Annotated in this window: 18 protein-coding genes; 7 read left to right on the forward strand and 11 right to left on the reverse strand. The window is 72.3% G+C overall.

Going from position 1 to position 20379, the window contains the following annotated elements; genetic code table 11:
• Window positions 1-5 precede the first annotated feature (5 nt).
• From MID12_RS06315 to MID12_RS06325, 3 genes are all read left to right on the forward strand, one after another.
• The gene (locus tag MID12_RS06315; RefSeq protein WP_039658182.1) at window positions 6-419 is read left to right on the forward strand and encodes a roadblock/LC7 domain-containing protein; all 414 of its coding nucleotides are present in this window, start codon (window positions 6-8) and stop codon (window positions 417-419) included.
• A 91-nt stretch (window positions 420-510) separates the two neighbouring features.
• Window positions 511-1089, forward strand: a complete 579-nt coding sequence (locus tag MID12_RS06320) for a DUF742 domain-containing protein (protein ID WP_040247895.1) — start codon at window positions 511-513, stop codon at window positions 1087-1089.
• Window positions 1070-1660, forward strand: coding sequence for a GTP-binding protein (locus tag MID12_RS06325; RefSeq protein WP_078844788.1), 591 nt, complete (start codon window positions 1070-1072; stop codon window positions 1658-1660). The genes MID12_RS06320 and MID12_RS06325 overlap by 20 nt, the downstream gene beginning before the upstream one ends.
• Window positions 1661-1808: 148 nt before the next feature.
• Here the strand turns inward: MID12_RS06325 and MID12_RS06330 are convergent, their stop codons facing one another.
• From MID12_RS06330 to MID12_RS06340, 3 genes are all read right to left on the reverse strand, one after another.
• A complete protein-coding gene (locus MID12_RS06330; RefSeq protein ID WP_052482169.1) occupies window positions 1809-2063 on the reverse strand; it encodes an acyl-CoA carboxylase epsilon subunit in 255 nt (84 codons plus the stop codon).
• Between the two features lie 32 nt (window positions 2064-2095).
• A complete protein-coding gene (locus MID12_RS06335) occupies window positions 2096-3679 on the reverse strand; it encodes an acyl-CoA carboxylase subunit beta (RefSeq protein WP_070083128.1) in 1584 nt (527 codons plus the stop codon).
• Between the two features lie 440 nt (window positions 3680-4119).
• A complete protein-coding gene (locus tag MID12_RS06340; protein WP_263165336.1) occupies window positions 4120-4650 on the reverse strand; it encodes a hypothetical protein in 531 nt (176 codons plus the stop codon).
• Window positions 4651-4947: 297 nt separating this feature from the next.
• On the opposite strand from MID12_RS06340, the gene MID12_RS06345 reads away from it, so the two are divergent.
• Window positions 4948-5541, forward strand: a complete 594-nt coding sequence (locus tag MID12_RS06345) for a YceI family protein (protein WP_040247901.1) — start codon at window positions 4948-4950, stop codon at window positions 5539-5541.
• Between the two features lie 66 nt (window positions 5542-5607).
• Here MID12_RS06345 and MID12_RS06350 read toward each other — a convergent pair whose 3' ends face one another.
• Window positions 5608-6990: a hypothetical protein gene (locus MID12_RS06350; protein ID WP_263165338.1), complete on the reverse strand. Its 1383-nt coding sequence runs from the start codon at window positions 6988-6990 to the stop codon at window positions 5608-5610.
• Window positions 6991-7377: 387 nt separating this feature from the next.
• Between MID12_RS06350 and MID12_RS06355 the strand changes: the two genes are divergently transcribed.
• Complete coding sequence (locus MID12_RS06355) at window positions 7378-9012, forward strand: glycoside hydrolase family 30 protein (RefSeq protein WP_263165339.1); 1635 nt, start codon at window positions 7378-7380, stop codon at window positions 9010-9012.
• On the opposite strand, the gene cimA is transcribed toward MID12_RS06355, so the two are convergent.
• The 3 genes from cimA to MID12_RS06370 all read right to left on the reverse strand — a co-directional run bounded on the left by cimA (window position 8973) and on the right by MID12_RS06370 (window position 13362).
• The gene (gene cimA, locus MID12_RS06360) at window positions 8973-10592 is read right to left on the reverse strand and encodes a citramalate synthase (RefSeq protein ID WP_040247910.1); all 1620 of its coding nucleotides are present in this window, start codon (window positions 10590-10592) and stop codon (window positions 8973-8975) included. The two genes, MID12_RS06355 and cimA, sit on opposite strands and share 40 nt — an antisense overlap.
• Before the next feature lie 380 nt (window positions 10593-10972).
• Window positions 10973-12055, reverse strand: coding sequence for a branched-chain amino acid aminotransferase (locus MID12_RS06365; protein ID WP_040247913.1), 1083 nt, complete (start codon window positions 12053-12055; stop codon window positions 10973-10975).
• A gap of 266 nt (window positions 12056-12321) precedes the next feature.
• Window positions 12322-13362 carry a 3-isopropylmalate dehydrogenase gene (locus MID12_RS06370; RefSeq protein ID WP_263165342.1) on the reverse strand — a complete coding sequence of 347 codons (1041 nt, stop codon included), beginning with the start codon at window positions 13360-13362 and terminating at the stop codon, window positions 12322-12324.
• Window positions 13363-13539: 177 nt separating this feature from the next.
• On the opposite strand from MID12_RS06370, the gene MID12_RS06375 reads away from it, so the two are divergent.
• Entirely contained in the window at window positions 13540-15123 is a 1584-nt protein-coding gene (locus MID12_RS06375) for a purple acid phosphatase family protein (protein WP_263165343.1), read from the forward strand.
• Here the strand turns inward: MID12_RS06375 and MID12_RS06380 are convergent.
• The 3 genes from MID12_RS06380 to MID12_RS06390 form a co-directional block, all read right to left on the reverse strand.
• Window positions 15120-15641: a GNAT family N-acetyltransferase gene (locus MID12_RS06380; protein WP_263165344.1), complete on the reverse strand. Its 522-nt coding sequence runs from the start codon at window positions 15639-15641 to the stop codon at window positions 15120-15122. The two genes, MID12_RS06375 and MID12_RS06380, sit on opposite strands and share 4 nt — an antisense overlap.
• A 185-nt stretch (window positions 15642-15826) precedes the next feature.
• The gene (locus tag MID12_RS06385) at window positions 15827-15967 is read right to left on the reverse strand and encodes a hypothetical protein (RefSeq protein WP_163011105.1); all 141 of its coding nucleotides are present in this window, start codon (window positions 15965-15967) and stop codon (window positions 15827-15829) included.
• A gap of 352 nt (window positions 15968-16319) precedes the next feature.
• Window positions 16320-17213, reverse strand: a complete 894-nt coding sequence (locus tag MID12_RS06390) for a LysR family transcriptional regulator (protein WP_263165346.1) — start codon at window positions 17211-17213, stop codon at window positions 16320-16322.
• Window positions 17214-17313: 100 nt separating this feature from the next.
• Here MID12_RS06390 and MID12_RS06395 point away from each other — a divergent pair, with 100 nt between their 5' ends.
• Window positions 17314-18321 carry an MDR family NADP-dependent oxidoreductase gene (locus MID12_RS06395; RefSeq protein WP_263165348.1) on the forward strand — a complete coding sequence of 336 codons (1008 nt, stop codon included), beginning with the start codon at window positions 17314-17316 and terminating at the stop codon, window positions 18319-18321.
• A 409-nt stretch (window positions 18322-18730) separates the two neighbouring features.
• Here MID12_RS06395 and pruA read toward each other — a convergent pair whose 3' ends face one another.
• The gene (pruA, locus tag MID12_RS06400; RefSeq protein ID WP_040247927.1) at window positions 18731-20362 is read right to left on the reverse strand and encodes an L-glutamate gamma-semialdehyde dehydrogenase; all 1632 of its coding nucleotides are present in this window, start codon (window positions 20360-20362) and stop codon (window positions 18731-18733) included.
• Window positions 20363-20379: the final 17 nt, after the last annotated feature.

Genomic DNA, 20379 nt, shown 5'->3' on the forward strand with positions numbered 1-20379 from the left:
GCCCGATGAGCCAGGCGGCACAGAACCTGAACTGGTTGATCACCAACTTCGTGGACAACACCCCCGGGGTGTCGCACACGGTGGTGGTCTCCGCCGACGGACTCCTTCTCGCGATGTCCGAAGGGTTCCCGCGCGACCGCGCCGATCAGCTCGCGGCCGTCGCCTCCGGACTGACCTCGCTGACCGCGGGCGCCTCCCGCATCTTCGAGGGCGGCAGCGTGAACCAGACAGTTGTGGAGATGGAGCGAGGATTCCTCTTCATCATGTCCATCTCCGACGGCTCCTCTCTCGCTGTTCTCGCGCACCCCGAAGCGGACATCGGTCTCATCGGGTACGAGATGGCACTTCTTGTCGACCGGGCAGGCAGCGTTCTGACCCCCGACCTGCGTGCCGAGCTCCAGGGAAGCCTTCTCAACTAACAGACAGGCAGTGCGTTTTCGCGTGCCGGGCACGTAAAGTTTCGGCACGCGGCTCCACGGTGATGGATCCGGCGCTTTCGAGGAGGAGAACGTGGCAACACCCCCAGAGGGTTCGTCTTCGGGCAGGTGGCAGCAGTACGGCCACGCCGAGGGCGACGGCTCACAGAACCGGTTCAGCTATCCCCCCACCGCGCCCCGCCACCGCCGTCCCCAGGCACCGCAGCAGCCGGGCGGCGGGCAGCAGCCCTTCGACCAGCCGCAGGCGCCCCGCATCGTGCCCGTGCAGCCGCAGCGGCAGTCGCCGGAGCCCGCTCCGGCACCCGCCGCGCACAACCCGCTGGTCCGCCCGTACGCCATGACGGGCGGGCGGACCCGGCCCCGGTACCAGCTCGCCATCGAGGCGCTGGTGCACACCACCGCTCAACCGCACCAGATGCAGGGGCAGTTGCCCGAGCATCAGCGGATCTGCAATCTGTGCCGTGAGATCAAGTCGGTGGCCGAGATCTCCGCACTCCTGACCATTCCCCTCGGCGTGGCCCGCATCCTCGTCGCCGACCTGGCGGAGGCGGGACTCGTCGCCATCCACCAGCCGGGCGGCGACGAGAACGCCGGTGGCCAGCCGGACGTGACATTGCTCGAAAGGGTGCTCAGTGGACTTCGCAAGCTCTAGCGGCGGAGCAGGCCTCCAGGGCCGCTCGACCACCAGCGCGAAGATCGTGGTGGCCGGTGGCTTCGGCGTGGGCAAGACCACGTTCGTCGGCGCGGTCTCGGAGATCAACCCGCTGCGCACCGAGGCAGTGATGACATCCGCCAGCGCGGGCATCGACGACCTCACCCACACCGGAGACAAGACCACCACCACCGTGGCCATGGACTTCGGACGCATCACCCTCGACCAGGACCTCATCCTCTACCTCTTCGGCACCCCCGGACAGGACCGCTTCTGGTTCATGTGGGACGACCTCGTCCGCGGCGCCATCGGCGCCGTCGTCCTCGTCGACACCCGCCGCCTCGCCGACTGCTTCCCCGCCGTCGACTACTTCGAAAACTCAGGACTCCCCTTCGTCATCGCCCTCAACGGCTTCGACGGACACCAGCCCTACACCCCCGACGAAGTACGCGAAGCACTCCAGATCGGCCCCGACACCCCCATCATCACCACCGACGCCCGCCACCGCGCAGACGCCAAATCCGCCCTCATCACCCTCGTCGAACACGCCCTCATGGCACGACTGCGCTAGCAGACACCACCCCGGACGCACGAGAGCCCCGGACCCCACCGCCGAGAGCGGGGGTGTCCGGGGCTTCGTATGTCCGGGGCCTTCGTGGTGCTTGTACGGGCGCCGGGTGCCGCCGCGGGGCCGGGCCGACCCCGCGGTGGCGGTGGGCTCAGCCCTGCCAGCTATGCGGGGCGCGGAAGCCGGGGGTGCGCTCCAGGCGGCGCCAGCCGGCCTTGTTGCGGCCGCGGTGCGCCGGGGCGGCGGGCTCGGCGAAGGAGGAGGCGCGGGCCAGCAGGATCGCGGCGAGGGCGGCGACCTCCTCGGGCTCGGCGTGGCCCTTCTCCACGCGCAGCAGCCGGCCGGCGGCGGCGAGCGCGGTGGAGGTGTCGGCAGCGGCGGCGGTTGCTTCGGAAGGAGTGGTCATGGGTGAGTCGTCTCCGTGAACGGGCCGCAGGGTCACTGCGGCGGGTTGCCGTGCTTGCGGGACGGCAGGTCCGCGTGCTTGGACCGCAGCATCGCGAGGGAGCGGATGAGCACCTCGCGGGTCTCTGCGGGATCGATGACGTCGTCGACGAGTCCGCGTTCGGCGGCGTAGTACGGGTGCATCAGCTCGGACTTGTACTCCTTGACCATGCGGGTGCGCATGGCCTCGGGGTCCTCGGCCGAGGAGATCTGCCTGCGGAAGATGACGTTGGCGGCACCCTCGGCGCCCATCACCGCGATCTCGTTGGTGGGCCAGGCGTACGTCAGGTCGGCGCCGATCGACTGGGAGTCCATCACGATGTACGCACCGCCGTATGCCTTGCGCAGGATGAGCGAGATCCGCGGCACGGTCGCGTTGCAGTAGGCGTAGAGCAGCTTGGCGCCGTGCCGGATGATCCCGCCGTGCTCCTGGTCGACCCCGGGAAGGAACCCGGGGACGTCGAGGAGGGTCACGATCGGAATGTTGAAAGCGTCGCACATCTGGACAAAGCGCGCAGCCTTCTCGGAGGCCTCGATGTCCAGGACCCCGGCCAGGCTCTGCGGCTGGTTGGCGATGATGCCGACGACCTGGCCGTCGAGCCGGGCGAGCGCGCAGATGATGTTGCGCGCCCAGCGCTCGTGGACCTCCAGGTACTCGCCGTCGTCGACGAGTTCCTCGATCACCCGGGTCATGTCGTACGGGCGGTTGCCGTCCGCGGGGACCAGGTCGAGGAGGACGTCGGAGCGCCGGTCGGCCGGGTCCTCGCCGGCGGCCTGCGGCGGGTTCTCCCGGTTGTTCTGCGGGAGCATCGACAGGAGGTAGCGGACCTCGGCGAGGCAGGTCTCCTCGTCGTCGTAGGCGAAGTGGCAGACCCCGGAGGTCTCGGCGTGCACATCGGCGCCGCCGAGGCCGTTCTGGGTGATCTCCTCGCCGGTGACCGCCTTGACCACGTCGGGCCCGGTGATGAACATCTGCGAGCTCTCACGGACCATGAAGACGAAGTCGGTGAGCGCGGGGCTGTAGGCGGCGCCGCCCGCGCAGGGGCCGAGCATCACCGAGATCTGCGGGATGACGCCGGAGGCGCGGGTGTTGCGCTGGAAGATGCCGCCGTAGCCCGCGAGCGCGGAGACGCCCTCCTGGATCCGGGCGCCCGCGCCGTCGTTGAGCGAGACCAGCGGGGCACCGGCCGAGATGGCCATGTCCATGATCTTGTGGATCTTCGTGGCGTGCGCCTCGCCGAGGGCGCCCCCGAAGATGCGGAAGTCGTGGGCGTAGACGAAGACCGTCCGGCCCTCGACCGTGCCCCAGCCGGTGATGACGCCGTCGGTGTACGGCTTCTTGGTCTCCAGCCCGAAACCGGTCGCCCGGTGCCGTCGCAGCTGCTCGACCTCGTGGAAGGAGTCCGGGTCGAGGAGCAGCTCGATGCGCTCACGGGCCGTCAGCTTGCCCTTGGCGTGCTGGGCCTCGGTTGCCCGGTCGCTCGGACCGCGCAGCGCCTCGGCACGGATCGCGCGCAGCTCGGCCACCCGCCCTCGCGCGTCGGAGGGCTCACCCGGGGTCTCGTCCAAAACGGTCATGCAGCGACCTTACGGAGCCGGGCCCCGGTTCCGATCCGTCGACTCCGTACAGTCTCCGGGGCGTTTTCCTGGCGGCCATGAACAGAACCGGCCCGGGAAAGACCTGAACCCACTGTTCAGGGGCCGGTTGCTTGTGGAGATCACACAAAACCCGCCACAGTGAGAAGTACGTCACACCCGGCCGCACCGCTTCCCCCGAAGAGCGTCCCACCTAGGGGTACGTAGGGGTTGATGCACGGAGCAGATGTCCACCGTGTAACCCGGCGACGACGGCCAGATTGCGGCAGCCTTTGGACGGTGTCAACAGCGGCGACCGGAGGCATCCAGCCCCGGAAAGACCGTCGGAAGACTACCGAAAGCGGAACCCCGGGGGCGCGGGAGCCCCCGGGGCCGCCCCCGGCGTGCCGCCCGCGAGGGGCGCCGCGCCAGACCGCGGCCGGTCAGCAGCCGCCGCAGTTGTAGTAGAGGACGTCCCAGTGGTTGCCCTCGTCCGCGTAGACGTTGCCGGAGCCGGACTTCCACATCGGCGCCCCGTCGCCGCGGACCCCGGCGTAGGCGAAGGTGTTCTTGATGTAGCCGGTCAGGCAGCTCGTCTTGCCGAAGTCGAGCTTGTAGCCGTTCCAGTGCGAGTAGGTGCCGCTGGCGTGGCCGGTCTCGGTGCCGCCGGTGATGTTCAGCCCGCAGCCGCTGGCTCTCTTGAGGGTCTGCGCCCCCTTGGCGGTGGCCTGGTTGAGCTGGCTGAACGAGGTGCAGGTCGGGGTGTTGCGGTCCGAGCAGCCGCCCGAGGAGGACCAGGTGATCCCGACGCTGCGGAACATCGAGGTCGCGGTGGCGTGGCTGATCTTGGTGGCGGAGGTGCCCGCCGAGGCCTCGGAGGCCCCGCCGAGGACCCCGAAGCCGGGGGCGACGAGCGCCCCGGCGAGGAGGGCGGCGGCACTGAGGCCGGTACGGAGGATCCTGCGCTGCTTCACGTGAAGTCCCCTTCTGAGGAACGTGCCCGATGGAAGACGTGCGAGAAGACGTGCCCGGGACATGCCCGGTGGAACACGGCGGAGCCGGCGGTGCGGGGAGCGCAGGGAGATGGTGCCCGAGTTCTACGCGCGTCGCCAGAGCCCGGGAGCGGGAGAAACGGAAATCGCCCGGAGCCGCCGGTGTGGCGCGGCGCGGGCGGTGGAAACCAGGGCGGAATGCGCCTAGTCTCGTAGTTGTTGAAGGTTGAACAGCTTCGGCGGGAAGAGCCGGAGCGCGTCCGCAAGGAGCACTGAGCCATGGGTCTCTTCGACCGCGACCGCAAGAACACCGAGCAGTCCGCCGCCCCCGCCCTGGCGGCGCTGACCGGCACCTACACCCTCGACCCCGCGCACTCCACCATCGGCTTCGCCGCGCGCCACGCGATGGTCACCAACGTCAAGGGCAGCTTCGAGGACTTCGAGGGCACCCTGGTCCTCGACGGCGCCGACCCCACCCGCTCGACCGCCTCCCTGGACGTGCGGATGGCCAGCGTGAGCACCGGCAACGCCGACCGCGACAAGCACCTGCAGAGCGCGGACTTCTTCGACACGGACACCTACCCGACGATGAGCTTCCGCTCGACCTCGGCGGAGCACCTCGGCGGCGACGACTACCGGATCACCGGGGCGCTCTCCGTGCTCGGCACCACCAAGGAGATCACCATCGACCTGGAGTTCAACGGCAGCGCCACCGACCCGGCGGGCATGGAGCGGGTCGGCTTCGAGGGCCGCTCCGAACTGCTGCGCTCCGAGTGGGGCCTGACCTGGAACGCCGCCCTGGAGACCGGCGGGGTGCTCGTCTCCGACAAGATCAAGCTGCTCTTCGACATCTCGGCGGTCAAGACGGCCTGAGCCGCGCGGAACGGGAGCGGGAGCGGGAGCGGGACGGGAGCGGGAAGGGAGCGGGAGGGAAGGGGCCTAGAACCCGCCCCCGAAGTCCCCGCCCCCGCCGAAGCCGCCGCCACCGCCGAAGTCACCGCCGCCCCCGAAGCCGCCGCCGAAGTCGCCGGAGTCGAAGTCGGAGCCGGAGTAGTCGCCCCCGGCGAAGCCGCCGCCGTCGCTGAAGCCGTCGGTGTGGCCGTAGTCCGCGGCGTAACCGGGCGTGGACATCATGCCGCCGAGCATGGTGCCGACGAGCAGCCCGGGCAGCAGTCCGCCGCCGAAGTAGCCGCCCGCCCAGGGGCCGTAGGCCGGGCCCGCCTCCCAGTAGGGGCGGCGGCCCGCGGCCGTGTCGACCTCGCGCACCATCGGGTCCGCGCCGTCGGCGAGCCGGGTCCGGTCGGCGGCGCAGACCGGCACCTCGCGGGGTTCGCCGCCCGCCGGGCGCCAGTGGACATCGGCGACCGAGGGGCCGTGGCGCGGGTCGAAGAAGCAGGGCGGACGGCGTTCGGGCAGCTCCCGGCCCGCGCGCCGGGCCTCCAGGACGGCGAGCGAGAAGCGGCCGTCCTCCAGGGCCCGGGTCACCCCGCGGACGTCGTCGGGGTGCCGGGCGCCCGCCATCCGCTCCTTGGCCTTGTCGTACGCGTCGAGGGCGTGCTCGTAGTCGGTGCGCATCGCCTCGTCGGCGCCGGGCTCGCGGGGGTGGAAGTCGAGCCGGTCGAGGGTCTCCCCATAGGTGGTGATGTCCTCGTCGACGACGACCCGCAGCTTCTCCAGGGCGGCCCGCTGCTCCTCCTCCCGGCGGCGGCGACCGCGGCGCATCAGCGCGTAGGCGCCCGCGCCGCCGGCCACCAGGACACCGCCGACCGCGATCAGGGTGCCGGTGTGCACGCCGTTCCCGTCCCCGGAGCGGTCGACCCGGCCGCCGTTGCTCCAGGAGGCGGGGGCGGAGCCCTCGGCCTGCCGCAGCGACTGGTCGACGAAGGTGTCCAGCTGCTGGGGCGCGCCCTCGCCGCGCACCGTCTGGACCAGGTTGCCGACCGCCTGCCTGCTCATCACCGGGCTGTCGGCGCGCGCGTCGAACTGGTCGCCGAGCCGGATCCCGTACACGCCGGTGATCCCGGTGAGGGCGCGCAGATCGCGGAAGAGGCCGTCGGTGGGGTAGCCCGCGGGCAGGACGGCGACGAAGACGGGCTTGTCGGCGTCCCTGATCTTGTCGGAGAGGGCGTCGGCCTGGGACTCCGAGAGGGTGCCCGCGGCCTCGGGGTCGACGTAGACCGGGTCCCGCTGGAGTTCCTCGGCCACGGTGTCCACGGCGGTGTCGGCCTGGGCGCTCGGCACCGTCACCGTGAGCAGTGCCAGCGCCGCGAGCACGGCGAGGAAGAGCATCCGGCGAAGGTCTCGGAACAGCGCAGCCTTCATACCTCGAAGCTACCTGAAATATCACGAATACGGGCATCCGACTACAGGGAGGTCTGCCCGGGTGACCCGGCGGTGGAGCACCCGGCGGCGCGACCGGCCCGGGCCCCCTGCCCGGCGCGGGCACCCCGGCTGCGAGACTGGGCGGGACGTATCCCGCAACCTCCGCGAAACCCTGTGGGCTTGCCCGATCGCGATTGTTAACTCCGCGCAACACGAGCGCCGGAGACAAGGAATCAGATCCAGACATTCTCGCAGGCCGAAGTCGAGGCAAACCCTCGGTGACCAGCCCGGGCGACCGTCAAAGCCCTTGACGCATCTGCGAATTGGCCGTTTACTCTCGGCTCGGACGCGCCCCACTCCCCCACCCCAGAAGGGCGGCGCCCCGCCATGACGCTTCCCCGCCGCGCGCGCCGCCCGCGTGCCCTCGCCGCCGCCCTGCTCGTGCTGCTCGCGCTGGGCGGGGCGCTGACCGCCTCGGAGCACGGGGTGCCCCGGGCGGTCGGCGAACCGGTGACGGTCTGGCTGACCACCACCGACGACAAGGGCGGGCGGCATGTGGTGCGCGGCCTGGAGAAGCAGCGGCCCTTCGTCTTCCGGGAGGGCACCGGCGGCCCCGGGGTGCGGCTCGGCGTCGACGAGCACACCCGCTTCCAGCCCTTCACCGGCGGCGGCGCCTCCTTCACCGACTCCGCCGCCTGGCTCCTGAACTCCAGCGGCGCGCTGCCCCGGGCCACCCGCGAGAAGGTCATGCGCCGGCTCTTCTCCCCCGAGGACGGCATCGGCCTGTCCTTCCTGCGCAATCCGATGGGCGCCTCCGACCTCGCCCGCTACCCGTACTCGTACGACGACCTGCCCGAGGGGAAGAGCGATCCGGACCTCTCCGGCTTCTCGCTGCGGCACGATCTCGCCGATGTGGTCCCGCTGACCCGGCAGGCGCTGCGGCTCAACCCGGAGCTGACCGTCATGGCCTCGCCCTGGTCGGCGCCGGGCTGGATGAAGGACAGCGGCAAGCTGCGCGGCGGCTGGCTGAACGCCCGCTACTACGGCACCTACGCGCGCTACTTCGTGAAGTACCTGCGGGGCTACCGGGACCAGGGCATCCCGGTCCGCTATGTCACCGTGCAGAACGAGCCCACCTGCTGCGCCGGGTACCCCTCGATGAGCTGGTCCGGCACCTCGCTGCACTACTTCACCAAAGAGGAGCTGCTGCCCCGCCTGAAGGCCGCCGGTCTCTCCACCAAGGTGCTCGCCCACGACTGGAACTGGAACACCTACCAGAAGTACGGGGCCCCGACCGTGGACGACCCCGAGGTGCGCCGCCACCCCAATTTCGGCGGGGTGGCCTGGCACGGCTACGGCAGCGGCATCGACCGGCAGCAGCGCACCCACAGCCGCTACCCGGGGCTGCCCGCCTTCGGCACCGAGCACTCCGGCGGCGACTGGGTCGACGACCAGCAGAGCGCCGATATGCACGACATCATCGACTACTCCCGGAACTGGGCGCGCTCGGTCACCAAGTGGTCGCTCGCCCTCGACCAGGACCAGGGCCCGCACAGCGGCGGCTGCGGGGTCTGCACCGGCCTGGTCACGGTGCACCACGGCGACGGGCAGCCCGGCAGGGTGGAGTACACCGTGGAGTACTACACGATGGGCCACCTGACGAAGTTCGTCCGGCCCGGAGCCCGGCGCATCGCCTCCACCGCGAGCGAGGCGGTGCCGAACGTGGCCTGGCGCAATCCGGACGGCTCCAAGGCGCTGATCGCCTACAACGAGTCCCGGCGGCCCCGGACGGTCACCCTCGACTGGGGCGGCGCGCACGCCACGTACACCCTGCCGGGCCGCACCTCGGCGACCTTCACCTGGTCCGGTGCGCAAGGGGCCGCGCCGCCCGCGCTCGGCGAGGAGGAGCGGCGGGGCGGCGCCGGCGCGCTCGCGCCCCGTCCGGCCGCGCGGCGGGAGCGGCGGGCCGCCGGGCGCCGGGCTCAGTCGGTGGGCTCGACCCCGGCGCGCAGCAGCCCGTAGGTGTAGGCGTCCTCCAGGGCCTGCCAGGAGGCGGCGATGACGTTGTCGGCGACGCCGACCGTGGACCACTCGCCGGTGCCGTCGCTGGTGGAGATCAGCACCCGGGTGGTGGACTCGGTGCCGTGCACGCCCTCCAGGATGCGGACCTTGTAGTCGACGAGTGCGAACTTGGCGAGCTGCGGGTGCAGGCGCTCCAGGGCGACCCGCAGGGCGCGGTCCAGGGCGTTGACCGGGCCGTTGCCCTCGGCGGTGGCGACGATGCGCTCGCCCTTGGCCCAGACCTTCACGGTCGCCTCGTTGGCGTGGCTGCCGTCCGGGCGGTCCTCGACGATGGCCCGCCAGGACTCGGTACGGAAGTAGCGGCGGGCCCGGCCCTCCGCCTCGGCGCGCAGCAGCAGTTCGAAGGAGGCGTCGGCGGCCTCGTAGGAGTAGCCGGCCAGCTCGCGTTCCTTGACCCGCTCGACGACCCGGCCGACCAGTTCGCGGTCGTGGCCGAGTTCGATGCCGAGCTCGCGGCCCTTCAGCTCGATGGAGGCGCGGCCCGCCATGTCGGAGACCAGCATCCGCAGCCGGTTGCCGACCCGCTCGGGGTCGATGTGCTGGTACAGGTCCGGGTCGACCTTGATCGCGGAGGCGTGCAGACCGGCCTTGTGCGCGAAGGCGGAGACGCCTACGTAGGGCTCGTGGGTGGAGGGGGTGAGGTTCACGACCTCGGCGATGGCGTGCGAGATCCGGGTCATCTCGCGCAGGGCGCCCTCGGGGAGGACCTGCTTGCCGTACTTCAGCTCCAGGGCGGCGACGACCGGGAAGAGGTTGGCGTTGCCGACCCGCTCGCCGTAGCCGTTGGCGGTGCACTGGACGTGGGTGGCCCCGGCGTCCACCGCGGCCAGGGTGTTGGCGACCGCGCAGCCGGTGTCGTCCTGGGCGTGGATGCCGAGCCGGGCCCCGGTGTCGGCGGCGACGGTCGCGACGGTGGCCTGGATCTGGGCGGGCAGCATGCCGCCGTTGGTGTCGCAGAGCACGACGACGTCGGCGCCCGCCTCGTGGGCGGCGCGGACCACGGCCTTGGCGTAGCCGGGGTTGGCGCGGTAGCCGTCGAAGAAGTGCTCGCAGTCCACGAAGACCCGGCGGCCCTGCTCGCGCAGGTGGGCGACGGTGTCCCGGACCATGGCGATGTTCTCGTCCAGGGTGGTGCGCAGGGCGAGTTCCACATGCCGGTCGTGGGACTTGGCGACCAGGGTGATCACCGGGGCGCCGGAGGCGAGCAGCGCCTTGACCTGGGGGTCCTCGGCGGCGGTGGCCCCGGCCCTGCGGGTGGCGCCGAAGGCGACCAGCTGCGCGTGGCGGAAGTCGATCTCCTCGCGGGCGCGGGCGAAGAACTCGGTGTCCCGGGGGTTGGCGCCGGGCCAGCCGCCCTCGATGAAGCCGACGCCGAACTCGTCCAGGTGCCGGGCGATGGTCAGCTTGTCCGCGACCGTGAGGTTGATGCCCTCGCGCTGCGCGCCGTCGCGCAGGGTGGTGTCGAAGACGTGGAAGCTGTCGTCGGCGCGGGGAGCGCCGCCGGGGGCCGTACTACTCATGGCTGCCTGACTCCTGTCGGTGAGTGGCTCCGAATTGCCTGGCTCCACTTGCCCCCGTCGCCGCGCGCGTTCCGCCTCGGGCCGGTTGGGTCCGGAAACGAAAAAACCCCTCGCGGGTGCGAGAGGTCTGCGCGCGGGTCCGGGGCACGGTGTTCGCCGCCCGGGTGTCGTCCTCGGGTTCAGCGGCCACTGCGGACCGGCGCGCTGCTGCCAATAATCATGGTCAGAGCGAGCATGGACGGCAGTCTGCCACAAGGTCCGCATGCCGTGACGTCCGGTCTCAGGATGTGGTCCTGGTGTCCACGGCCGGGGCGCCCACGGCGAGCGGCCGCCCCGCACCCTCGGGCGCGGAGCGGCCGCTCGCCGGAGCCGGTGCCGGTTCAGCCGAGCTGGTGCATCCAGCCGTGGGTGTCCTCGGCGGCGCCGCTCTGCAGGTCGAGCAGGGCCTTGCGGAGCCGCATGGTGACCTCGCCGGGCTCGCCGCCGCCCTGCGCCCACTCGCCCTGGCGGGACTTGACGGTGCCGACCGGGGTGATGACCGCGGCGGTGCCGCAGGCGAAGACCTCGGTGAGGGTGCCGTTCTCGGTGTCCCGCTTCCAGTCCTCGGTGGAGATGCGGCCCTCCTCGGCGGTGTAGCCGAGGTCGCGGGCGAGGGTGAGCAGCGAGTCGCGGGTGATGCCGGGCAGCAGCGAGCCGCTCAGCTCGGGGGTGACGATGCGGTCCCCGTACACGAAGTAGAGGTTCATGCCGCCCATCTCCTCGACCCAGCGGTGCTCCACCGCGTCGAGCCAGACCACCTGATCGCAGCCCTTGTCCGCGGCCTCCTTCTGGGCGACGAGCGAGGCCGCGTAGTTGCCGCCGGTCTTGGCGGCGCCGGTGCCGCCCTTGACCGCGCGGACGTAGTCCTCGGAGAGCCACACCGAGACCGGCTTCACGCCGCCCTTGAAGTAGGCGCCGGCCGGGGAGGCGATGACCAGGAAGAGGTACTCGTTGGCGGGCCGCACGCCCAGGCCGACCTCGGCGGCGAACATGAAGGGCCGCAGGTACAGCGACTGCTCCCCATGCGCCGGCACCCACGCCTTGTCCTGCTTGACCAGTTCGTCGCAGGCCGCGATGAACAGCTCCGCGGGCAGCTCCGGCATCGCCAGGCGCCGGGCGGAGGTCTGGAAGCGGGCGGCGTTGGCCTCCGGGCGGAAGGTGGCCACGCTGCCGTCGGGGCGGCGGTAGGCCTTGAGCCCCTCGAAGATGGTCTGCGCGTAGTGCAGCGTCATATTGGCCGGGTCCACCGACAGCGGCGCGTACGGGACGAGCTCGGCGTCGTGCCAGCCGCGGCCCTCTGTCCAGCGCACCGACACCATGTGGTCGGTGAAGTGGCGGCCGAATCCGGGGTTCGCCAGGATGGCCTCGCGCTCGGCATCCGGCAGCGGATGGGCGGAGGGCTTCAGCTCGATCGTCGTCGTCATCTGAGTGCGTCCTTCACAGTCGTCCAGGCGGACCGCGCCGCACGCCCGCTGTCACTGCCAGGACGTCCGAGCTTCTCCTCATACCGCGGTCTCACGTCCGATTATCGCGCGAGGGTGTCCGTGGTGAAGACGGCGTGGAGCCGGTCCGGGTTCCGATGGTGGCACCCGGCGGAACATACGGAAAGCCGCCGGGCCTTGTCGCGCCCCGGCGGCTCTCCTCGGACCTGCGGCCCCGGGAGCGTCCCGGGGAGGTGTTCTTCCGCCGGTCAGGCGGTTACCCGGGCCGCGAGCGCGGCGCCGATCTGCTCGGTGGTGCGGGGGCCGCCGTCGCGTGCGGCGAGGTCGGCGGTGACCGCCTCCTCGACGCGCGCGGCCTCGGTGTCGTGGCCGAGGTGGCGCAGGAGCAGGGCGACGGAGAGCACGGTCGCCGTCGGGTCGGCCTTGCCCTGGCCCGCGATGTCCGGGGCGGAGCCGTGCACCGGCTCGAACATCGAGGGGAAGGCGCCGGTGGGGTTGATGTTGCCGGAGGCGGCGAGGCCGATGCCGCCGGTGACGGCCGCGGCGAGGTCGGTGAGGATGTCGCCGAAGAGGTTGTCGGTGACGATCACGTCGAAGCGCTCGGGCTGGGTGACGAAGAAGATGGTGGCGGCGTCGACGTGCAGGTAGTCGGTGGTGACCTCGGGGTACTCGGCGGCCACCTTGTCGAAGGTGGACTTCCACAGACTGCCCGCGTGCACCAGGACGTTGGTCTTGTGGACCAGGGTGAGCTTCTTGCGCGGGCGGGCCTGGGCGCGGGCGAAGGCGTCCCGGACCACGCGCTCGACACCGTAGGCGGTGTTGAGGCTGACCTCGGTGGCCACCTCGGCGGGGGTGCCGGTGCGCAGCGAGCCGCCGTTCCCGGTGTACGGGCCCTCGGTGCCCTCGCGGACCACCACGAAGTCGATCTCCGGGTTCCCGGCGAGCGGACCGGTGGTGTTCGGGTAGAGCCTGCTCGGGCGCAGATTGATGAAGTGGTCGAAGGCGAACCGCAGTTTGAGCAGCAGCCCGCGCTCCAGGACACCCGAGGGCACGGTCGGGTCGCCGATGGCGCCGAGCAGGATCGCGTCGTGCTCCGCCAGTTCGGCCAGCTCGGTGTCCGGCAGGGTCTCGCCGGTGCGGTGCCAGCGGCGGGCGCCGAGGTCGTACTCCCGGGTCTCGAGTTTCACCTCACCGGGGAGTACGGCCTGGAGGACCTTCAGCCCCTGGGCGACGACCTCCTGGCCGATACCGTCACCGGGGATCACTGCGAGATCGAGAGTGCGCGACATGCGGGTCACCGTACTCTCCGTCTTAGGGGATGACACACACCATCCACGATGCGGACGGCGGATGACTGGTCGGGACGGCGGCCCGGGGGCCGTGCTCACCCCCGCGTCAGGTCCGCGTCCGGGCGGGTTCACCTGGAGTCGGGGCGCCGTACGACCGCCGCTGCCAGCCTGCTGGTCATGGACACCCCCGACGTCGGCATCCCGGAGCGGCTCGCCCGCGGGATGAGCATGCCGGAGCAGCACGCTCATCTGCGGCGGAAGTTCGCCCGCCGCACGGTGCTCGCCTCCGGCGCCACCGCCGCGGTCGCGGGCGGCACCGGCTTCCTCGCGGGCGGCTCGGGCGCGGCCTACGGCGGGCAGCACCCGGCGGCGGCGCCCGCGCGGTCGGCGGTCCGGGTGGACGGCTCGGTGGTGGCGCCCTTCGGCCGCCATCTCGCCTTCGGGGCCGACCCCCGTACCCAGATGCGGGTCTCCTGGCAGGTGCCCCTCCCGGTGCGCGCGCCCTTCCTGCGGGTCGGGCTGAAGCCCTGGGAGCTGAGCCGGAAGATCCCCGCCGAGGTGCGCGCCCTGCACACGCCCGCGCTCTCCGCGAAGCTGCCCGCGGTCGAACAGCTCTATCTGCACGCGGCGCTCGACGGGCTGCGGCCCGGGACCACGTACTACTACGGCGTCGGCCACGAGGGCTTCGACCCGGCCGCCCCGGAGCGGCTGGCCACGCTCGGCTCCTTCCGGACCGCGCCCGCCCGGCCGGAGCGCTTCGTCTTCACCGCCTTCGGCGACCAGGGTGTCGGCTACGACGCCCTCGCCAACGACCAGCTGATCCTCGGCCAGAACCCCTCCTTCCACCTCCACGCGGGCGACCTCTGCTACGCGGACAGCAGCGGCAAGGGCAAGGAGAGCGACACCTACGACGCGCGGGTCTGGGACACCTTCCTCGCGCAGACCGAGTCGGTGGCGAAGTCGGTGCCCTGGATGGTGACCACCGGCAACCACGACATGGAGGCCTGGTACTCCCCCGAGGGCTACGGCGGCCAGGCGGCCCGCTGGTCGCTGCCGGAGAACGGCCCGGACGCGAAGAAGGCGCCGGGGGTGTACTCCTTCGTCTACGGCAACGTCGGGGTGATCGCCCTGGACGCCAACGACGTCTCGTACGAGATCCCCGCCAACAGGGGCTATCTGGACGGCCGTCAGACCGGCTGGCTGGACGAGCGGCTCGGGGAGCTGCGGGCGCGCGAGGAGATCGACTTCCTGGTGGTCTTCTTCCACCACTGCATGTACTCGACGTCCACCCACGGCTCGGACGGCGGGGTGCGCGCGGCCTGGCTGCCGCTGCTCCAGCGGCACCAGGTGGACCTGGTGGTCAACGGCCACAACCATGTCTACGAACGCACCGACGCCCTCCGGGGCGAGGGCGAGATCGGCCGGCGGCTGCCGGTCGGCGGCTCCACCGACCCCACCCGCGACGGCATCGTCTATGTGACGGCGGGCGGCGCGGGCAAGGACCTGTACGGCTTCCCGGCGGGCGTCGAGGACAGCTACGAGGGCCGGGTCCGCGACCGCGAGTCGGTGCTCACCTTCCACTGGACCACGTCACGGCTGCCGGACCCGGACCGGGTGGAGTGGTCCCGGGTGCGCTACACCGGCTTCTCCTTCCTCGCGGTGGAGGTGGAGGCCGGCGCCGCGCCCCGGATGAAGGTCTCGGCGCTCGCCGCGAACGGGGAGCGCGTCGACCACTTCGAGATCGCGCGCGGGAGGAACTAGGCGTGCTGTTCGGGGGCCCCTCCCGGTGGACCGCCGGGTGCGGGCCGGTATTCCTTCAGCAACCGGCTTCCCCGCGGGCCGACCGGGCAAAAGCCCGCCTTGCTCCACGCCCTGACGGCCCGGTGGTCGGCAGCCTCGGGATCGACGGTCACCCGGTTCCATCCCACGACGGTGCACAGGTGCCGGACCAGGGCGCGGGCGGCGTCGGGGCCCCGGCCCTGACCCTGCGCGTGCGGCAGGAGCACCACGTCGATGCCGCCCTCGTGCGGACCGGTGGCGGCGTACTGCGCGTACCCCACGGGCTCGGCGCCGTCGAGGACCAGGAGCGAGACCACCGCGGGACGCCGCCTTCCGATGTACTTGGCGGCCACCTCCTCGCGGGTGAGCGGCCGTCCGCCCCAGTCGCGGACGAACGCGGGGTCGGCGAACCACCCGGCGAGCAGCGGGAGGTGCTCCTCCGTGGCCGGGACGAGCGAGGTGGCCTCGCCCCTGATGGCGTCCTCTGAGGTGTCCTTCATTCCGCGCCTCACCAGGCAGACGAGTCGTCGGGGACGCGTTCCGACGCCCCCTGTACGGTCCTTGCGCACCGCGGCCGTGCAAGGACCGTACAGGGGGCGGAAGTCGCCTGTTGCGGGCGGTCAACTCACAGGCGGAGCGGGCCGCTCACGGGTGGAGCGGGCCGCTCACGGGTGGAGCGGGCCGCTTACGGGTGGGTGGAGTGGCCCCAGTCGCCGCCGTTGTCGCGGCGGTCGAGGGCGCGCTGGAGGGCGGCGGCGGCGTTCTTGCGCTCGGTACCTGTCGTGCGGGGGGCACGGCGGACTCGGCGGGCGGTCGTCTCGGCCATGAGAGTTCAACTCCTAGAAAGCACACGGGAGCGGATGTCCTTACGAGACGCCGGATGGGCGGGGAACTCGCGCCGCAGGGGTCACCTGCGCGGGGCGCCGGGTTCGGCTCCGCCTTCGCTTGGTCGAGCGAGACGTTCGGCTTCCTACAAAGCTAGAGCGTTCCGCCGTCGCTGTCTCCACAGTTAGTCGGACTTCCTACTATCTGAGACGGCGAGTTTTCCGCGCCCTCCGCTCCGGGCCGCTGACCGGGCCTTTCCCGCCCGTTCCCCGATGTGACGCAGGCCTCCCCGAACGGCGGTACGCACCGGCCCGCCCTCCGCTTCCGCCCCGGCGGGCCCTCGCGCCGGGGCCTCAGCGCGGCCCCTGCTGGGCCCGCAGCTCCCGGATCAGCGCGCGGACCGCGAGCGAGCGGGCGAGTTCGGGGGTGGTCACATAGCCGATGGCGCGGGTCGGCGGCCGGGGGCCGAGCCGGACGACGGTGACCGACTCCGGCGCCGAGGTCAGCGAGAGCGCGGGCATCACCGCCATGCCGTGCCCGGCGCCGACCAGCGAGAGGACCGTGCCGTCGTCCTCGGCCTCCACGGTCGCCGAGGGCAGCCAGTCCTGGCCGCGCCACCAGTCGCGGGTGGCGGCGCCGCAGTTCTCGTGCCAGTCGACCAGCGGCAGCGAGCGCGGCTCGGGGTGGCCCGCGGGGTGCACCAGGGCGTAGGGCTCCTCGAAGAGGGCGGCGCCGGTGAGACCGGTCGGGGGCCGCCCGCCGTCCAGGGTGGCGAGCGCGAGGTCCGCGCGGCCGGCGGCCACCTCGCCCGCGGTGCCGGGGCCGAGCTCGCGGATCACCCGCACCCGGGGCTCGATCGCCGGGTGCCGGGCCCGCAGGCGCTCCAGGGCGGGCGGCAGCAGGTGCAGGGCGGCGCTGCGGAAGGCGGCGATCCGCAGCACCCCGGCGGCGGTGTCGGCGCCGCCGGGTCCCGCGCCGGTGCCGCGCACCTCGGCGGCGAGGGTGTCCAGAAGGCGCAGGGCGCGGCGGGCGTGGGCGGCGGCCGTGGCACCGGCCGGGGTGGGGGCGGCGCCCGCCCGGCCCCGGGTGAACAGGACGGCGCCCAGCTTGCGTTCGACGGCGCGCACGGCGTGCGAGACGGCGGACTGGGTGGTGCCGAGCGCCGCCGCCGCGGCGGTGAAGCCGCCCTCGCGCTCCACGGCGACGATCACCCGCAGCTCCTGCGGAGCGAGATCGGTCCCGGCCACACGCCCACCACCTGCGTCTATGAAGGGGCCTCATGGACCGGCCCGTCGCATGAGCCGAACGCTCTGCCCACCGCCCGCATTCCTTCCTACGGTCTCCGGCATGACCGAGATCGCGCGCACCGTGCACCAGATCGCCCGCCCCGAGGGCTTCCCCACCGCGGAGCAGTTCCGCCTCGTCGAATCGCCGGTACCGGCGCCGGAGCCCGGCACCGCCCTGGTGGAGAACCTCTGGTGGTCGGTGGACCCGTACCACCGGGAGATGATGGACGGCGCCTTCGCCCTGCACGCGCCGCTCGAAGGGCGCGCGCTCGGGCGCGTGATCGCCTCGCGCACCGAGGCGCTCCCCGAGGGCGAGGTGGTCTTCCACCGCAAGGGCTGGCGCACCCACGCGGTGGTCGGCCCCGAGGAGACCCGGCGGCTGCCCGGGGGCGGGTCCCTGCCAGGGGTACCGCTCTCCGCCTTCCTCAGCGTCCTCGGCGGCACCGGCCTGACCGCGTACGTCGCCCTGACCAGGACCGCGCGGCTGCAGCCCGGCGAGGACGTGTTCATCTCCGCCGCGGCGGGCGGGGTGGGCTCGGCGGCCGGGCGCTTCGCGCGGCTGCTCGGCGCGCGCACCCTGGTCGGCAGCGCGGGCTCGGCGGCGAAGGCGGCCCGGCTGACCTCCTCGCTCGGCTTCGACGCGGCCTTCGACTACCACGAAGGGCCGGTGTCCGAACTCCTCGGCGACGCCGCGCCCGAGGGCCTGGACGTCGCCGTGGAGAACGTCGGCGGGGACCACCTCGAAGGCGCCATCGCCCGGCTGCGCGAGCACGGCCGGATCGCCTGGGTCGGCGCGGTGGGGCAGTACCACCACCTCGCCTCCCCGCCGCCCGCGCCGCGCAACCTCTACTCGGTGGTCAGCAAGAGCCTGCGCCTGGAAGGCGTGCTGGTGCGCAACCACCTCGACGCGCAGGAGGAGTTGTACGACTTCGCGCTGCCGCATCTGCGCAGCGGGCGCCTGGTCCCGGACGAGACCGTGGTGGACGGCTTCGAGCACATCGTGGCCGCCTTCCTCGGCATGCTGCGCGGCGAGAACACCGGGAAGATGCTGGTGCGCGCCACCGGCTGAGGGCGGCCCGTACCGATTGACCGGCGGCCCGGCTGATCCGCTGCCCGTGCGCGCGGACGGGGGTCGCGCGCGCACGGGCAGCGGGCGCGGGCGCGTTCCGGGTGGGCTCGGGCGCGTACGGGGCGGCCATGGGCGCGTTCCCGTTCGCGCGCGAGGGTGCGTGCCGGGCGGGCGCGGGGGTGCGTGCCGGGCGGGCGCGGGGGTGCGTGCCGGGCGGGCGCGGGGGTGCGGGAACGCCGACGCGCCCCCGGCCGGGGTGGGGCCGGGGGCGCGGGCGGGACCGGCCGCGGAGGGAGTGCCGGTCCTGGGCCGTGTCGGGACACGGCCCCGGGGCGGGGGCGGGCGAGGTGGTGGTCACCGGGCACCGGGGGGTGCCCGGCGGGATTCGCCCGCCCCTGCCGGGAGAGGGTCAGCCCATGTGCGGGTAGCCGTACTCCGTCGGCGGGACGAGCGCCTCCTTGATGGACCGGGTCAGGGTCCAGCGCTGGAGGTTCTGCGGGGCGCCCGCCTTGTCGTTGGTGCCCGAGGCGCGGCCGCCGCCGAAGGGCTGCTGGCCGACCACGGCGCCGGTCGACTTGTCGTTGATGTAGAAGTTGCCGGCCGCGAAGCGCAGCTTGTGGGCGGCGTCCACGGCGGCGGCGCGGTCCTGGGCGATGACGGAACCGGTCAGCGCGTACGCCGAGACGGACTCCATCTGCGCCAGCATCTCCTCGTACTTCTCGTCCTCGTAGACATGCACGGCGAGGAAGGGGCCGAAGTACTCGGTGGTGAAGACCTCGTTGGCCGGGTCGCTGCACTCGACGACGGTCGGGCGCACGAAGTAGCCCACCGAGTCGTCGTAGGTGCCGCCCGCGACGACGGTGCAGGACTCGTCCGCCTTGGCGCGGTCGATGGCGGCCTTGTTCTTGGCGAAGGAGCGCTCGTCGATGACGGCGCCGATGAAGTTGGTCAGGTCGGTGACGCTGCCCATGGCGATGCCGTCGACCTCGGCCGCGAACTCCTCCTTGAAACCGGAGTTCCAGATCGAGGCCGGGATGTACGCGCGCGAGGTGGCCGAGCACTTCTGGCCCTGGTACTCGAAGGCGCCGCGGGTCAGCGCCGTCTTGAGGACCGCGCGGTCGGCGCTCGGGTGGGCGACGACGAAGTCCTTGCCGCCGGTCTCGCCGACGATGCGCGGGTAGGAGCGGTACTTCTCGATGTTGTTGCCGACCGTCTTCCACAGGTACTGGAAGGTCTTGGTCGAGCCGGTGAAGTGGATGCCCGCGAGATCCCGGTGCTCCAGGGCGACCTCGGAGACCTCGATGCCGTCGCCGGTGACCAGGTTGATCACACCGGCGGGCAGCCCGGCCTCCTCCAGGAGGCGCATCAGGAGCACGGCCGCGTGGGTCTGCGTCGGGGAGGGCTTCCAGACCACGACGTTGCCCATCAGCGCCGGGGCGGTGGGCAGGTTGCCCGCGATGGCGGTGAAGTTGAACGGCGTGATCGCGTAGACGAAGCCTTCGAGCGGGCGGTGGTCCAGGCGGTTCCAGACGCCGGTCGAGTTCGCCACCGGCTGCTCGGCGAGCAGGTCGCGGGCGTACTTGACGTTGAAGCGCCAGAAGTCGATCAGCTCACAGGGGCTGTCGATCTCGGCCTGCTGCGCGGTCTTGGACTGGCCGAGCATGGTGGAGGCCGCGATGGTCTCGCGCCAGGGGCCGGAGAGCAGCTCGGCGGCGCGCAGGAAGATCGCGGCGCGGGCGTCGAAGGGCAGGTCGCGCCAGGCGGGGGCCGCGGCCAGGGCGGCGTCGATGGCGGCCCGCGCGTCGTCCTGGGTGGCGTTGCGGTAGGTGCCGAGCACGGACTTGTGGTCGTGCGGCTGCACCACCTGGAAGGCGCTGCCGCCGCCCAGCCGCTTCTCGCCGCCGATGGTCATCGGGAGGTCGATCGGGTTCTCGGCCAGCTCCTTGAGCTTGGCTTCGAGGCGGGCGCGCTCCGGGGAACCGGGGGCGTAGCCGAGCACCGGCTCGTTGACCGGGGCGGGGACCTGGGTCACAGCGTCCATGACTGCCGAATCTCCTT

Origin of the sequence: Streptomyces sp. SCSIO ZS0520, from assembly GCF_025643355.1 — a bacterium.
GTDB classification, from domain to species: Bacteria; Actinomycetota; Actinomycetes; order Streptomycetales; family Streptomycetaceae; genus Streptomyces; species Streptomyces physcomitrii.

Excerpts from the sequence above, each read along its gene's own strand:
- MID12_RS06315 (WP_039658182.1), top strand. The coding sequence starts at position 6 with ATGAGCCAGGCGGCACAGAACCTGAACTGGTTGATCACCAACTTCGTG.
- MID12_RS06330 (WP_052482169.1), bottom strand. The coding sequence starts at position 2,063 with ATGACCACTCCTTCCGAAGCAACCGCCGCCGCTGCCGACACCTCCACC.
- MID12_RS06335 (WP_070083128.1), bottom strand. The coding sequence starts at position 3,679 with ATGACCGTTTTGGACGAGACCCCGGGTGAGCCCTCCGACGCGCGAGGG.
- MID12_RS06345 (WP_040247901.1), top strand. The coding sequence starts at position 4,948 with ATGGGTCTCTTCGACCGCGACCGCAAGAACACCGAGCAGTCCGCCGCC.
- MID12_RS06350 (WP_263165338.1), bottom strand. The coding sequence starts at position 6,990 with ATGAAGGCTGCGCTGTTCCGAGACCTTCGCCGGATGCTCTTCCTCGCC.
- MID12_RS06355 (WP_263165339.1), top strand. The coding sequence starts at position 7,378 with ATGACGCTTCCCCGCCGCGCGCGCCGCCCGCGTGCCCTCGCCGCCGCC.
- cimA (WP_040247910.1), bottom strand. The coding sequence starts at position 10,592 with ATGAGTAGTACGGCCCCCGGCGGCGCTCCCCGCGCCGACGACAGCTTC.
- MID12_RS06365 (WP_040247913.1), bottom strand. The coding sequence starts at position 12,055 with ATGACGACGACGATCGAGCTGAAGCCCTCCGCCCATCCGCTGCCGGAT.
- MID12_RS06370 (WP_263165342.1), bottom strand. The coding sequence starts at position 13,362 with ATGTCGCGCACTCTCGATCTCGCAGTGATCCCCGGTGACGGTATCGGC.
- MID12_RS06375 (WP_263165343.1), top strand. The coding sequence starts at position 13,540 with ATGGACACCCCCGACGTCGGCATCCCGGAGCGGCTCGCCCGCGGGATG.
- MID12_RS06380 (WP_263165344.1), bottom strand. The coding sequence starts at position 15,641 with ATGAAGGACACCTCAGAGGACGCCATCAGGGGCGAGGCCACCTCGCTC.
- MID12_RS06385 (WP_163011105.1), bottom strand. The coding sequence starts at position 15,967 with ATGGCCGAGACGACCGCCCGCCGAGTCCGCCGTGCCCCCCGCACGACA.
- MID12_RS06395 (WP_263165348.1), top strand. The coding sequence starts at position 17,314 with ATGACCGAGATCGCGCGCACCGTGCACCAGATCGCCCGCCCCGAGGGC.
- pruA (WP_040247927.1), bottom strand. The coding sequence starts at position 20,362 with ATGGACGCTGTGACCCAGGTCCCCGCCCCGGTCAACGAGCCGGTGCTC.